This is a genomic window from Larkinella sp., assembly GCF_965227735.1.
Taxonomy (GTDB): Bacteria; Bacteroidota; Bacteroidia; order Cytophagales; family Spirosomataceae; genus Larkinella.
On the sequence record NZ_OZ245776.1, the window covers coordinates 5,265,475 to 5,280,134 of the forward strand.

The window sequence follows — 14,660 nt, forward strand, 5'->3', positions numbered from 1 at the left end:
TGCGTTGATTAGACTAATTGGCTTTCGTCGTTGCACCCTTGGCCGGAGCCATCTTTTTGATGTGCGCATCCATGATCTTGAGCAACTCGCCGTTGGAATAGGGCCGCCAGCTATGACCACCGCGGTCGCCGTACGTAACTGAACCGCCGTAAGCCGGATTGGTGGTTTTGCTCAAAAACTCGTCGACTTTATACACCCCAAAGTTAAGGAAGAAATCGTCCATCCGCCCAACGATAATGTTCAGCTTGCCCACCAGCTTCGGTCCAACGGTGGCCCAGTTTTTCTCCAGATAATGGCGCAGGTCGTAATGTTCCTTCCAGTAAGCAGCCACGCTGGGGTCGATCACCCCGGTTTTTTTGTCGAACAGCGGTTTGAAATACCCGTCGGCACCGACCGGCCCGAAAACCGAACTCCAGACGTCGAGCTGACCGCCCGAACGCCCTTTCGTGCCATTGACCAGCTCCATCATGTTGCGTTGTTCGGAGGTCAGGCGGGGTTCGCCGGTTGCCGGAATACGCGTGTTCGTCGTAGGTACTTTATACCATTCGTATTCTTTGTAGAACGCATTTTTGTCTTTGTAAATATCGATGCCTTCCACGTTCCAGAAATCAAGCGGATCAGGGGCAAACGACCAGGTTCCGCCGTAAAACTCCGGATACCAGACCTGGAGCGCAAACGATTCCCAGCCGCCGGTCGAACCGCCGGTCAGCAAACGGGCGTAGCCTTCGCGGATGCAACGGAATTTGGTTTCAATTTCCGGGATCAATTCTTCGTGGATGGCGTCGCCAAATGGGCCATTGTTGGCCGAATTGACCGCGTACGAATCATCAAAATACGGCGACGGATGTTGCAGCGTGATGGCAATAAACTTGGGACCGTTATCCGCTGTCCAGTCTTTGTAAAACTCGTTGTTCGGATTTTCGGCAAACCGGAACGGGGGCGCGGTCGAAAAGTGGCCTTGCTGATACACCGTCGGATAAAGCCGGGTGGGTTCATCGTCGTAACCCTTCGGTAACAAAATAGTCGCGCCGATGAAAATGGGATGGCCCCAGAATTTCGTCAGTTTCGCGCTCTGAATTTTGATGTGCTTCACCCATTTGGTATCCGCAGGCACCGAAATCGGCGGAATCACCTTCGTCACTTCCAGCTTGATGGTCTCGCTTTTCGCCGGATCGATCGTGATTTTCTGAACCGCACTGTAGACATTCCCCGGCGAGCGCGTCCATTGCTGGCCTTCCCACTGATCCATGTGCATCCAGACCGTATGGCCGTCCGACCGTTTGAATTCGGTGTATTTGTTCAAAACCGCCTGCACAAAATACTCGCCTTTCGGAACATCCTTCAGCGCGTTGATGGGATAACCCAGCGTAGAACCGTCGATGGTGACGGCTTTGCCCGCAGCCAGTTTTTCGAAATCCGCTCCCCAGAACTGCGTGCCGTAGCGGCCCACCTGCTGGCGGGGTTCGGTGCTGTCTTTGCGCGTAATGATCAGAAACATCCGGCCCGTCAGGGGCGTAGAACTGATGGCGGCCGGAAACGAAAGTTCAAATTTGAGCTTGGTTTGGGCAAACCCGGTAAGCGAGGTCAGAACAGCCAGAACGATGATCAATCGCCGGGCGATCTTACTGTGAAAATGATTCATAAAACGGGGGTTAGGGGTTAGGTCACTGCGGATTTTTAGCATCCCACTGAATTTCAGCAAACGGACGGATCAGTTGATCGTATACTTTATGATTCGGCTGATCGTTCGGAAGCTGGGCCAGACGGCCGTAGCGACGCATGTCGAACCAGCGGTGGCCTTCGTAAAACAACGAATACCGGCGTTGATTCAGCAACTCGTCGATCAGGGCGTTTTTGTCGTTCAGAATCGCCGGTTTGGCGGTGGCCAGTTCCTTTAATCCGGCACCAACCCGAACCTTGTTCAGGGCTGTCACGGCATCCGTCAGTTTACCGGTTTGAATCATCGCTTCGGCATACATCAGAATCAGTTCTTCGTTCCGGATGATCGAGATCGGATTGGTACTGAGCGGATACATCGACACGTCATACTCACCAATAATTCCGTTCAGGGCGCGGGCGGAGGTGCGTTTCGTCACTTTTTTCGTCACCCGCGTATCACCGGCTTCGGCCTGGGAGATAAACAACGCCTGGGCGACTACGGGCGACGCCGTCGTGTTCAGTTGCTGAAACTGCGGATTTGTGATGTCCCCCGAGGTGGTTGAATACGTGAAGTTGGGGCCAGTCGTCAGCGCACCATTCAGGTCGAAAAACGATTCGCCCAGCGTGGACAGCAACCCCGTCCAGTCCTGCTGGTACATTGCCGTCCGCGCGGCCAGCGCCCGGTTGAATTTCCGGAAATTGGCGGGCGTATTGAACCCGGCATAACCGCTCGTCATCGTAAAGCCGAAAGCCGTTCCGCCCGCAGCCAGTTGCGTAGCCCCTTCGTCCAGCAGTCGCCGGATTTCCTTCAGCGCTTCTTCGTACGAGACAAACGGCCCCGGTTTCAGCATATCACCCGGGCTGTACAAGTCCGTGTACTTGATCCGGATGCCATTTTTATACTGCATGTTCAGCATATACAGCATTGTGTAAGCCGATACGGTATTGGCAAAACCCCGGATACCCTGCTTTTCGGCGTCGGTCAGCGCACTGGGAGCGGAGTTCTCGGCGGCCAGTTTAAAGTATTCAGCCCGGCGACGGGTCTGGGCGTAATCGCTGTAATAACCGTTGAATAAGGTGGTTGCGCTAAAACCGCCGTTGGTCGTTCCCAGCAATTCGGTGGTCCAGGTTAGTTCTGTAGACGCCAGGTTGTAAACTTCCCGGCCAATGGATCCGGCAACCCGAACCAGGTTCGACTGGCCGTTGCGGAAAGACGACTGGATGCCGATGCCCATCTGGTTGATCTGAATCCGTGACGCGTTGGTCAGGATGGACTCCAGGGCGGGGTTGTTGGGGTCGATGGTGTCTTCGACCTCGAAAAAGCTGCAGGACGGCATCGCCAGGGCAAGTCCGGCCAGGAGAATGGTATGTTTTAGAGAAAATTTCATAGAGGAATCATTTGAGTGTTTGGCCCCCCACCCCCTGAAGGGGGCTTAAACAAACCGAGTGCAAAAGCCCCCTTCAGGGGGTGGGGGGCAATTCTTAAAAATCAACCGCAATGTGGAAGAAAATCCGTTTGCTGTTCGGGAAAGCGGCATTGTCGACGCTGGCACCCACCGACTGGTTTCCAAAGTTCGACGCTTCGGGATCGTAGCCTTCGTATTTGGTAAAAGTCAGCAGGTTTTGGGCCGACGTACCGATCCGGATGTTGGACACCACATTGGCGAACGCTTTGCCCAGAATGGTTCGGGGAACCGTGTAATACAGCGAAACCTCGCGCAACCGCACATAACTCGCATCCTGGATGAATTCGCGGGCCGTTACGTTGGGGTTGGCTGGTAGCCGGGCGCGTCCGTTGGGCAGACCCACGTTGCCATACAAATTGTCGACCTTGCTCCAGTCTTTCGTCGTTCCGCCCGTATCTTTCTGTTTGGTCGTCAGGTTGGAGTTATGATTTCCCTGGCTGGTGTGCAGCAGAAATCCGAAGTCGAAGCTCTGGAAAATTTTGAACTGGTTGGAAAACGAAACCTGGTATTTAGGCTGTGCATCTTCGTAGCGGGTCGCCTGGGCAACGCCCTGCGCATCCGGCACGTTCGGGGAGCCATACCAGCGGGTTGGCGATTCGCCCAACCGCAACTGGTTGCGTCCGTAGATACTGAAACCGGAACCCACCGTCGTATTCGGAATTTCCAGCCGCGTAATCTTGCTGCGGTTGAACCAGTATTGCACCGAGGAGGTCCAGGTGAAATTCGACATCTCGACCGGAGTAACGTTCAGGCCCAGTTCAACCCCCCGGTTTTGCAAATCACCCACCGGATAGGCGTTGAACTGCGTAACCCCGGTTCCGGATGATAAGGTGTAGGGATTCAGCAGGTTGAAGATTTTCTTGTCGTAATAGGTCGCTTCCAGACTAACCCGGTTTTTGAACAAGCCCAGATCGACACCCCATTCCATTTCCTGCGCCGTTTCGGGCTCGATGGTCGGGTTTCCAACGCTGGTAGGTGTAACGGAACCCAGTTGGCCGTCGATGATGGTGGTTCCGAGCGAGGTGAAGAGGTTTCCGTAAGCCGGTACGCCCCCGGTCCGGCCAAAAGCGCCCCGGAGTTTGAACTGGCTGATGGGGTCGTAGGACCAGAATCCGAATTTCGTCAGGTTAACGGCCAGTGACGCCCGTGGAAAACCGTACCATTTCGCATTGTCGCCGTTCAGGCTCGATTTGTCGAAGCGAATCCCCAGCGTACCAATGATTTTATCCTGGTAATTGGCTTCCTGCTGGGCAATCAGACCCACATCCTGCCAGGCCTGCCAGGTTTCGCTGAACGTACGAACGCTTCCGGTGTTGGGGTTTTTCTGTTTGGGTAACAAACCGTCACCCTGAATCCAGCTAAAGTCGTTGTCGGTCGAGAGCCGCACTGTTCCCACCTGCGACGTCAGGTCGAGTTTACCACCCAGCAACTGCCAGTTATAAATCAGGAAAGCCTGCAAGTTGGTGTTGAAACTCCGGTTTTTCGAGTACCGGGAAGCACCGGGCGTGGCCCGGGTGAGCTGCGATTGCAAATCTTCCGGGAAATACACTTCCGCTTCCGTATTGACATAATCCAGACCGCCCTGGAGGGCCAGTTTCAGCGTGCTGTTCGGTTTTTGCAGGAAGTATATGTTGCTGGTAAACGACTGAATAAACCGGTTGGTCATCTCGTCGTTGATCGTACGCTCGGCAATGGCAACCGGGCTGTCGCCGGTGTAGCGGGACTGCGGGTAAACGCCGTTGACGGGCATCAACTGGGCATAATCAGGGGTATAGGCCAGGGTGTAGCCAATCGAAACGCCCCGGTTGTCGTTCCCGCTGAAACTCCGCTGGGCGCCCGTCTGCATGTAGCTGGAACCAATCGAAAAATCGACCCATTTCGCCAGTTTGTGATCCACGTTCAGGCGGATCGACTTGCGTTGAAAACCGGTTCCTTTTTGGATGCCGGTTTCGTCGTTCAAACCAGCCGCCATGTAAAATTTGGTTTTGTCGTTCCCGCCGGAAACGCTCAGCCGGGTGTTCGTAATTTTGCCGGTATTGCCGTAAATGTATTTTTCGTAATCATACAGCTTGCCTTCGGCGGTGGCTTTCTGCCACAGGTCGATTTCTGTTTTGCTGCCACTGCCCACGGTTCCGTTCCCAAAAACGTAGTCGAATTTGGTCTGTCCTTCCGGGCCAATGGGGTCCAGGCTAAAGCCTTCGTAACCCAGCAGTTTGGTGGCCGACGAAAAGCCGACATCCTGACCGAAACTCACTTTGGTTTTACCCGCTTTCCCCTTTTTCGTGGTAATGATAATCACCCCGGCATTGGCGCGGGTTCCGTAGATCGCGGCCGCACTGGGGCCTTTCAGGATTTCCATCGACTCAATGTCGGCGGGGTTGATGTCGGAAATCCGGTTGGGAGCCTGATCCTGGTTAGCGCCCGCCCCGCTGAACGAGCCGGAACCGGCCCCGGTGGCAAACTGGGAGTTGTTGACGAAAACGCCATCGATGACATACAGGGGTTCGGAACTCCCGTTGATGGATGAAACTCCGCGCAATTTTACGGAAATCCCACCGCCGGGCGCACCGCTGTTCTGCACAATGTTGGCCCCGACAATTTTACCGCTCATGGCGGCATCGAGGGTTACCGGGCGGGTTTTCCCGACCAGTTCGTCTGACGAAATCCGGGTGACGGCGTTGGCGGCATTGCTTCGTTTAACGCTCGTGGCCAGACCCGAAACAATGACCTCGTCGAGGCTCTGGCTGGCTTCCGTCATCGTTACGTTGATGACATTGGAGGAGGCCGAAACGGGTGCTTCCTGGGTTAGAAAGCCAATGTAAGAAAAGACCAGCGTTTTGGTGCCGGCCGGTGCCAGCAGGGAATAATTTCCGTTGACGTCCGAAACGCTGCCTTTTGAAGAACCTTTGGCCACCACGTTGACACCAGGCAGGGGAGTGCCATCAGATGAACTGGTGATTTTTCCGGAAAGCGTTCGGTCTTGCGCCCAGGCTTTTCCGAGGCCGCTGACGACGATCCAGACCAGTAACAGAGAATAGATTTGCTTCATTATTGAATAGTTTGGGTTATAAAAAATGGAAGAAAGTAAGAATGGGTGTGTTGAGTACAGGCAATAGCAGTTCTGCGCTCCTCACGACAAGGAGACCGCACGACTGTTCAGAATGGGAAGAAAAAGGGCAGCAAACCGGGAAGTTTGCCGGAGATGGTTTTGGCCTGTTGGTTTTGTAAGGCGTCAGAAAAACTGACGATGCAATTATAGGTACTTATTCTTAAAGTGCAAATATTATTTTGATAATATTAAAATTGTCAAAATATTTTGAAGATTATTGATGCAATTGTAAAATTAAATATTGTATATTTTCTATCTTTTTTATAATGTTTTGTCGAAAATAGGTGCTGGGTAATAAAATACTGCTATTGGGTACTTATTCAATCGATCGTATTACAAAATTCTTGATCGGGTTCTTTTTGATGATCTTTACCAACTTTCCCTTTACGTAAAAGTACTCGTCTTCCCGGTCATCGATCCGAATGCGGTAACTTCCTTTTTTCGTGGGTTCGATGGTGGCGTAATCGCCGAAGTATTCCGCAAAAACCCGGGTGCGGCCCACCGGTTCTTCAAAATAAAGCCGCATGGTGGTAAAATCAATCGGGTTCGGTTCAATCGCTTTTCGTTCGTATTTATACTGCCTGACGTTGATGTCGTAGTGGTCTTTTTTCCAGATAATGTCGGACTGGTAATTCCCGTGATTGGATAGCGCGTCGATGTCGGAATGCAGGAGCTGGCGGGAGGTCGGGTCGTGACGGGAAACGGTTTTGTAATACACTTTGATTTTTCCGAAAAACCAGAATTCAACGTCGCTGACCTGATCGTAGACCACGGAGCCGGGGCTGGTAATCTGGGCGACCGTCATTGTCCCGACGCGAAAACCGGCGATATCGATTTCGTATTTTTGATTTACCGTCTGGCAGAAACTTCGCGTGCAGGTCAGTATCAATAAGCCGGTAATGAAAAAAAACTGTAGCACGTTCGAACTGGTTTTGTGTACTTTTAACCGATTAAAAACTCAACTGCTTGTGTGTATGCCTCGAATTGTTGGTCTGTGGCTGGGTTTGTTGCTGTCTTTTTCCGGCTTTACCCAGCCAGATCAAGCCCTTCAGATCATTCCCAAACCGGCCCAAACGGAACTACGGGATGGCCGGTTTGTTTTTAGCAACGAAACCACTGTCCGGTTTCCTCCGAACAACGCCGAACTGAAAACGCTGGCCGAAAATTTTATCCGGCAATTCCAGGCCGCTGCCGGGTTTTCACTGCGAACAGAAAACCGCCCCGCAGTGACGTCAACCGGCACTTTTCTGGCTTTTGTGCCGGTTCCTGACGCGAATCTGGGCGACGAAGGCTACCGGATTGACGTTACCGCCACTACTATAACGATTGAAGCGACCAAACCGGCTGGTTTTTTTTACGCCGTCCAATCCCTGTATCAACTTTTGCCGTCCGAAATCTTTGCTACAAAGCTAGTAAAACCATCGGTTAACTGGTCAATTCCGGCCTGTCGTATCGAGGACAAACCCCGCTACCGCTACCGGGGGCTGCACCTGGATGTCGCCCGGCATTTCTTCCCGGTTTCGTTCATCAAAAAATACATCGACCTGCTGGCTCTGCATAAATTCAACACGTTTCACTGGCACCTGACCGACGATCAGGGCTGGCGGATCGAGATAAAAAAATACCCCAAATTAACTCAGGTCGGTAGTCGGCGGAAGGAAACCCTGATTGGCCACTATTATGAATCAGATCCACAACAGTTTGACGGGCAATCGTACGGCGGTTTCTATACGCAGGATGAAGTGCGTGAAGTGGTGCGGTATGCGAAATCCAAATATGTAACTATTATTCCTGAAATAGAAATGCCGGGTCACGCCCTGGCCATTTTAGCGGCTTATCCGGAGTTCGGTTGTTCTGGCGGGCCCTACGAAACCGCCACCAAATGGGGCATTTTCACGGACGTTCTGTGTCCCTACGACCGGACGTTTACTTTTCTGCAAGACGTTCTGACGGAAGTAATGACGCTATTTCCCGGCCCCTATATTCACATCGGTGGTGATGAATGCCCTAAAATTTCCTGGCAAAAAAGCCCGTTTTGCCAGAATCTGATGAAGAAGCTCAAGCTGAAAAATGAGAACCAGTTGCAGAGTTATTTTATTTCCAGAATCGATAAGTGGGTGACATCCAAAGGCTGGAAAACCATTGGCTGGGATGAGATTCTGGAAGGGAACAGTCCAGCCATTCGGGTGTCGCCGGGTGCAACCGTCATGAGCTGGCGCGGCATCGAGGGCGGTTTAAGAGCCGCCCGGCAGAACCACGATGTGATCATGACACCCGGTAACTTTCTGTATCTGGATCATTACCAGGCCGATCGGTCGCAGGAACCGCTGGCTTTTGGCCGGTTCACGCCCCTCGAAAAAACGTATTCCTATGACCCGACGCCGGTAGATTTGCCCGTAGCGGCTCAAAAACACCTCATTGGCGCACAGGCCAACGTCTGGACTGAATACCTCAAAACCGCCGATCAGGTCGAGTATATGGTCTGGCCGCGGGCGGCTGCCGTGGCTGAAGTGGTATGGACGCCCCTCGATCAGAAGAACTGGCCGGACTTCACCCGCCGATTGCCGGCTCTCTTCAAGCGACTGGATGCGCTGGGCGTTTCGTATTCCCGCGCCTATTACGATGTGGTAGCCGAAGCCCATCCGCAGCCGGATGGAACGTTGCAGGTTTCGCTTACTACCCAGGAAGAAACCGCCGAAATCCGGTATTCGACCGATGGCTCGACGCCCACAGCCCAATCCGTCCGGTATGATCACCCGTTGAACCTGACAAAACCCACGACGGTGAAAACCGTTGCGGTAAAAAAAGGTGTGGTCATTGGCGACGTACAAGCGTGGGATTTTGCGGTTTCAAAAGCGACCGGCAAATCGATCCAATTCGCTGCGGTTCCAACAAGACCTAAAAACGTAGACCCGGCATTATTGATCGACGGACGCTACGGAACCACCATTGGGTATCTGGAGGAAATGCAAAACGTGGCCGGTGTGAAAACCGCCGACCTGACCGCCACCCTGGATCTGGCCGAACCGCAGTCGATTCAACTGGTAACGATTGGATTGGTGAAAGCTACTGCCGGGGCCATTCTGCTGCCCAAACAGGTCGATGTGGCGGTTTCGGACGATGGCCGAACGTTCCAGACGGTCAAAACCGTTTCGATGGATCCAATGGAACGCGGCAAAAAGGCCATCATCCGCCAGACTCTCACCTTCGAACCGGTGAGGTGTCGGTATGTGCGGATTATAGCCCGAAATGTAGGAAAAGTACCATCCACCATGACCCAGGCGGGCAAAGATGCCTGGGTCATGGTGGATGAAATAACGGTGGAGTAAGCCCGGGTTTAGTTGCTGGCGAGGGCTTCTTTCTCTTTGCCGGCAACGTCGTTTTTGATTTTAGGAACCGTTTTCAGGTACTCATAAATCGCTCCCACTTCGTAGTCGGTCATCTGGTGCGGAAACATTGGCGACCGAATCAGGCTGCCATCCGGCCGCACACAGGCTTTGACCGCCCGAATGAACTGCTCTTTCGTGTATTTTTTGCCAATCCCGGTTTCTTCATCAAAGGTTAAATTGGCCGTAAAGATGGGTTTGCCATCGGGGGTTTTCATCTCGTTTCCACCGCCGTAATACCCCGCTGACAACTCGGGATTCAGGGGATTTTGTTTGGTGAAATCGGCCGAATGGCAGGCATAGCAGGTTCCCAAACCGTCGGCTACGTAACGCCCAAATGCCACTTCGTCGGTGCTATCCGGAATCACAATGGTCGTTTCAGGGTAGGGGAGCGGTTTGATGACGGTGTTGGCCAGCAGCTTGGTGAATAGCGAAAAGTCCGATGGAGGAGCTTCCTGGCCGGAGGCTTGAACCGGAGCGGCATCGGACCGCAGCCAGACCACGACCGATTGCAGGTCTTCGTCGGCCATTGTCGCAAATTTCGGCATAATTCCGGCGAAGGTGCCGTTTTTACGAACGCCTGTTCGCAAAAAATAGAGCAGTTCTCCATCGGTCCAGTTGCCAATTCCGACGGTTTTGTCCTGCGTAATGTTCATGGAGTAAATGGTCCCGAACAGCCCGGGAAGGTCGTTCATGTGTCGGCCTGTGAGTCGGTTATCGGCGCCGGAATGGCAGGCAATGCAGTGCATCTGGGCAATTTTGGCGCCCCGTTCCAGCCGGGCCGGGGTAGCTTCGATGTTCATTTCCTGAACAACGGGTGGATCGTAGGTGGGAATGCCACGGACGGCAACGAAACTGACGAAGCCCAGCAAGCCAACGACGACAAAACCGACTATAATCAATACGATGCGCAGTACTTTTTTCATACAAAGCGGAATTAACGAGAAGTATTTGAGTTTACAGACACAAATTAAGCGGGTGCAAGTGGGTTTGGTGGTGTCGGAATGCGTCAAAAAAGCAACATTTGCCGACAGAAACCGACCGTTCAATCGAAAGGTAAAAACCGCATTTTAACGCGTTGAAGCAAGCGGATCGGTCGTTTTGATGACCTGAAACTTGTTTTTCAGACCGGTTTTGCCGAATCGCAGTTTTTTTCTTTATCTTCCGATTCCAACCTTTTCAAGCTCAAAACCCCTGTATGTCTGATTACGCAAACCCGTTAACCGAAGAGAAAACCGAATTAAAACGCTCGCTGGGGTTCGTCGATGCCACCCTGCTCGTATCGGGGTCGATGATTGGTTCCGGTATTTTTATCGTTAGCGCCGACATGTCCCGCAACGTCGGATCGGCGGGTTGGTTGCTGTTACTCTGGGTGTTGACGGGCGTCATTACCGTGACGGCGGCTTTGAGTTACGGCGAACTGGCCGGTATGATGCCTAAAGCGGGCGGACAGTTCGTGTACATCCAGCGGGCGTATGGCTCACTGCTTGGATTTGTGTATGGCTGGACGGTTTTTGCCGTGATTCAAACGGGAACCATTGCCGCCGTTGCGGTGGCCTTTACCAAGTTTACGGCGGTTTTTATTCCGGCCTTGAATCCGGAAAATATCCTGTTCAATGTCGGCAGCTTTCCCATCAAGGCGTCGGCGCTCTTTGCCATTGGCAGTGTGGTGTTGCTAACCTGGATCAACAGCCAGGGTATTCAAAGTGGGAAGCTGATTCAGAACGTCTTCACATCAGCCAAACTGCTGGCTCTCCTGGGTTTGATTGTGGTGGGCATCGGCGTTGGATCAAAAACCGGAACGCTCTCGGCGAACTTCCAGAATGCCTGGGCGGCCACCCAAACGACAGCCGATGGCTCCGTAGTGTCGCTCGGCGGCATGGCGTTGCTGCTGGCGCTGGGCGTGTCGATGATCGGGTCGCTTTTCTCGGCCGATTCGTGGAATAACGTGACGTTCATTGCCGGCGAAATCCGGAATCCGCGCCGGAATATTCCCCTGAGTTTGTTCGTGGGAACGCTGATGGTAACCACCATTTATGTGCTGGCCAATATTGCCTATCTCTCGCTGCTGCCCTTGCAGGGATCGCCCAATGCCGCCGATGTGGTGGGCCGGGGCATTCAGTTTGCTTCCTACGACCGCGTGGCCACGGCTTCGGTTTCGCTGATTTTCGGGGATGTGGCCGTGGCCATTATGGCGGTTTTAATCATGGTATCAACCTTCGGCTGCAACAACGGCCTGATTCTGTCGGGTGCGCGGCTCTATTACGCCATGGCGAAAGAAGGTCTCTTTCTAAAAACCGCATCCCAACTCAACAAGAATTCCGTCCCCGGTATCGCGCTTTGGTTACAGTGTGGCTGGGCATCAATCCTTTGTCTGTCAGGTACGTACGGTGATTTACTGGACTACTGCACCTTCACCTCGCTGGTGTTCTACATCATTACCATCGGCGGCCTTTTTCTGCTCCGTCGCAAAGAACCCAATGCCGAGCGACCCTACAAAGCCTTTGGGTATCCGCTGGTTCCGGCGCTCTACATCGTGGCCGGGGTGACCATCTGCCTGATTCTGCTGAAAGAAAAAACATTCAATACCGGTATGGGACTGTTAATTGCCGGTCTGGGCGTCCCGATTTATTTCATGACCTCACGCGGGCGGAAGAATTAAGGCTGCGGCACAATTCCTGCACCGGTTTTCGCAATACACCCATCAGAAAAAGCATTTCGGTCAGGATTCTTTTTAGAAATTGGCCGAAATGCCATTACTTGCTGTTGTTTCCTGAAAAATGACTCTGATGAAGGTATTGATTGTTGAAGATGAGGATCTGGCAGTGCGCAAGTTGCGGAAACTGGTGCAGGAAGTCGATCCGACGCTCGAGGTGGCGGGTATAACGGCCAGCATTGAAGATACCGTTGGCTGGCTCAAAACAAACCCGGCACCCGACCTGATTTTTATGGATATTGAACTGGCCGATGGGCAGAGCTTCGAGATATTCGAGCAGGTGGAGGTGAACAGCACGGTTATTTTTACGACCTCCTACGACGAATATGCCCTTCAGGCTTTCAAAGTCAACAGCATCGACTATCTGCTGAAACCAATTCAAAAGGATGATTTACAGCGCAGTCTGAAAAAATTCCGGGATTTGAAAGTTCGGCGGCAGGAAGCGAATGCCCAATCCGCCCCGGCTTTTAATTTGGATAAACTTCTGCGTGAACTGCAATTGCAACAGCCGAAAGAATACCGGCGACGGTTTCTGGTGCGGCTCGGGCAGCGGCTGCTTTCGATTGAGGTGCAGGACATCGCTTTTTTCTTTACCGACGAACGGTTCAGCTTTTTCAAAACCTGGAATAATCAGAAATACCTGATCGACTACACCCTCGACGAACTGGAGGATGCGCTGGATCCCGGCATGTTTTTCCGCATCAACCGGGGCGTCATCGTTACCCACAGCACGGTTGAACAGATTCAGCCGTATTTCGGAAACCGCCTGTCTCTTACGCTAAAACCAGTATTCGAAAAAGAAGCCATCGTCAGCCGCGAGAAGGTAAGTGATTTCAAGGTCTGGATGGGCAAATAATAAACCTTGCAGCCAGAGTAGCCGTTTACTAATCAAACGACTGCTCATCAATGAACGTTTCTTTCATCAACCGACTTCTCTCTTTTGCCTTACTGAGTCTGCTGGGAGCCTGCACGAGTGTCGGGCCGGGCAAATTGTTTCGGTCGGCATCGCCCCATGATCAATACGCCCAGTCGCTGCGGGATGCCCGGCTGGAACGTACGGCTTTAGGTACTGACTGGCTGACGACGGCCGACCGGGCTTTGAAAGATTCGGTGCTGATCACGGTGCCGTACCGCGAAAGCGGTTATTTCTCGTCTTCCCGCCCTTTTGCGCTCGGTTACCGCCTGAACGGGCAGCGGGGCGACAAATTCATCATCAAAGTCGATGTGCAGGGGCAGGAGCCGGTGCAAGTCTTCATCGACGTTTTTGAACTGAATGAAACCAACCGGGACCCCGACCGGCTATCGTCCGCCAAAGCCGATACCAATCTGCTGGAACTCGAAATCCGCCGAACGCGCACCCACCTCGTTCGGATTCAGCCCGAATTATTGCGCAGTGGACGCTACACGCTGTCCATCACCCGCGAACCGATCCTGAGTTTTCCGGTAGTCGGGCGCGATAGCCGCCAGATCAGCAGTTACTTCGGTGTTCCGCGCGATGCGGGTCGTCGGCGGCACGAGGGCATCGACATTTTTGCCCCCCGTGGCACACCCGCCATTGCTGCATCCGACGGCTATATTTCCCGGGTAGGAACCAATAATCTGGGGGGCAATGTCGTCTACGTATCGGACTCCCGGCGGAATCAGACGTTGTATTATGCACACCTGGATTCGCAGGCCGTTCAGCAGGGGCAGAAGGTTGCAGTGGGCGACACGGTGGGTTTTGTGGGCAATACAGGTAACGCCCGAACAACCGGCCCACACCTGCATTTTGGCATTTACAGTTCCAATACGGGCGCCCTCGATCCGCTGCCTTTTGTCCGGCGCGGAACCGGCCCGGCGCGTCAGGCCCTCCTTGCCGCCGAAACCCTGGGCGACTCCGTTCGCATTTCGTCCCCGCGCGCCGTGGTCCGCCAGTCACCCAATGGCGATGCGCCCGTTCTGCGCACCCTGCCGCGTTCTTCCGCGTTTACCGTTGTGGGCGGAACAGCAACGTGGCTGCGGATTGAATTGCCGGATGGCGTAACGGGCTATGTTGCCAGCAGCGTCGTTGAACCGGCCCGCCGGGTGTTGCGCCGGGCGTCCCTGCCCGTTGGAACCGATTTATTGGAATCGGCCAGTTCGCAAGCTGCGGTCATTGAAAGACTGCCCTCCGGATCGGCTGTCGATGTTTTGGGCGTCTTTGGATCGTTCCAACTGGTGCGGCACACCACCGGGCTAACGGGTTGGCTGTCGCAAGCGCCCTAAAAGCAAAAACCGCTCACTTCGTTGGAAGCAAGCGGTTTTGATAACTTACACCTGCAAGGTCTTTAAGACGCGGTCGCCCA

9 protein-coding genes are annotated in these 14,660 nt (G+C 53.4%); 4 read left to right on the forward strand and 5 right to left on the reverse strand.

Annotated elements, in window-relative coordinates:
• Positions 1 to 13: 13 nt before the first annotated feature.
• From ACO064_RS20575 to ACO064_RS20590, 4 genes are all read right to left on the reverse strand, one after another.
• Positions 14 to 1,642 carry an alpha/beta hydrolase-fold protein gene (locus ACO064_RS20575; protein WP_421829105.1) on the reverse strand — a complete coding sequence of 543 codons (1,629 nt, stop codon included), beginning with the start codon at positions 1,640 to 1,642 and terminating at the stop codon, positions 14 to 16.
• Positions 1,643 to 1,664: 22 nt separating this feature from the next.
• On the reverse strand, positions 1,665 to 3,047 hold the full coding sequence (locus ACO064_RS20580) for a RagB/SusD family nutrient uptake outer membrane protein (protein WP_421829106.1): 1,383 nt from the start codon (positions 3,045 to 3,047) through the stop codon (positions 1,665 to 1,667).
• Between the two features lie 94 nt (positions 3,048 to 3,141).
• A complete protein-coding gene (locus tag ACO064_RS20585; protein WP_421829107.1) occupies positions 3,142 to 6,174 on the reverse strand; it encodes a SusC/RagA family TonB-linked outer membrane protein in 3,033 nt (1,010 codons plus the stop codon).
• 376 nt (positions 6,175 to 6,550) lie between these two features.
• A complete protein-coding gene (locus ACO064_RS20590; RefSeq protein WP_421829108.1) occupies positions 6,551 to 7,153 on the reverse strand; it encodes a DUF6134 family protein in 603 nt (200 codons plus the stop codon).
• A gap of 55 nt (positions 7,154 to 7,208) precedes the next feature.
• Here ACO064_RS20590 and ACO064_RS20595 point away from each other — a divergent pair, with 55 nt between their 5' ends.
• Positions 7,209 to 9,563, forward strand: coding sequence for a family 20 glycosylhydrolase (locus ACO064_RS20595; protein ID WP_421829109.1), 2,355 nt, complete (start codon positions 7,209 to 7,211; stop codon positions 9,561 to 9,563).
• A gap of 8 nt (positions 9,564 to 9,571) precedes the next feature.
• Here the strand turns inward: ACO064_RS20595 and ACO064_RS20600 are convergent, their stop codons facing one another.
• Positions 9,572 to 10,546, reverse strand: coding sequence for a c-type cytochrome (locus ACO064_RS20600; RefSeq protein ID WP_421829110.1), 975 nt, complete (start codon positions 10,544 to 10,546; stop codon positions 9,572 to 9,574).
• Between the two features lie 272 nt (positions 10,547 to 10,818).
• On the opposite strand from ACO064_RS20600, the gene ACO064_RS20605 reads away from it, so the two are divergent.
• The 3 genes from ACO064_RS20605 (at position 10,819) to ACO064_RS20615 (ending at position 14,580) form a co-directional block, all read left to right on the forward strand.
• Positions 10,819 to 12,282, forward strand: a complete 1,464-nt coding sequence (locus ACO064_RS20605; protein WP_421829111.1) for an APC family permease — start codon at positions 10,819 to 10,821, stop codon at positions 12,280 to 12,282.
• A gap of 127 nt (positions 12,283 to 12,409) precedes the next feature.
• Entirely contained in the window at positions 12,410 to 13,192 is a 783-nt protein-coding gene (locus tag ACO064_RS20610) for a LytR/AlgR family response regulator transcription factor (RefSeq protein WP_421829112.1), read from the forward strand.
• A 50-nt stretch (positions 13,193 to 13,242) separates the two neighbouring features.
• Positions 13,243 to 14,580 carry a peptidoglycan DD-metalloendopeptidase family protein gene (locus ACO064_RS20615; protein ID WP_421829113.1) on the forward strand — a complete coding sequence of 446 codons (1,338 nt, stop codon included), beginning with the start codon at positions 13,243 to 13,245 and terminating at the stop codon, positions 14,578 to 14,580.
• The last annotated feature ends 80 nt before the right edge of the window (positions 14,581 to 14,660 follow it).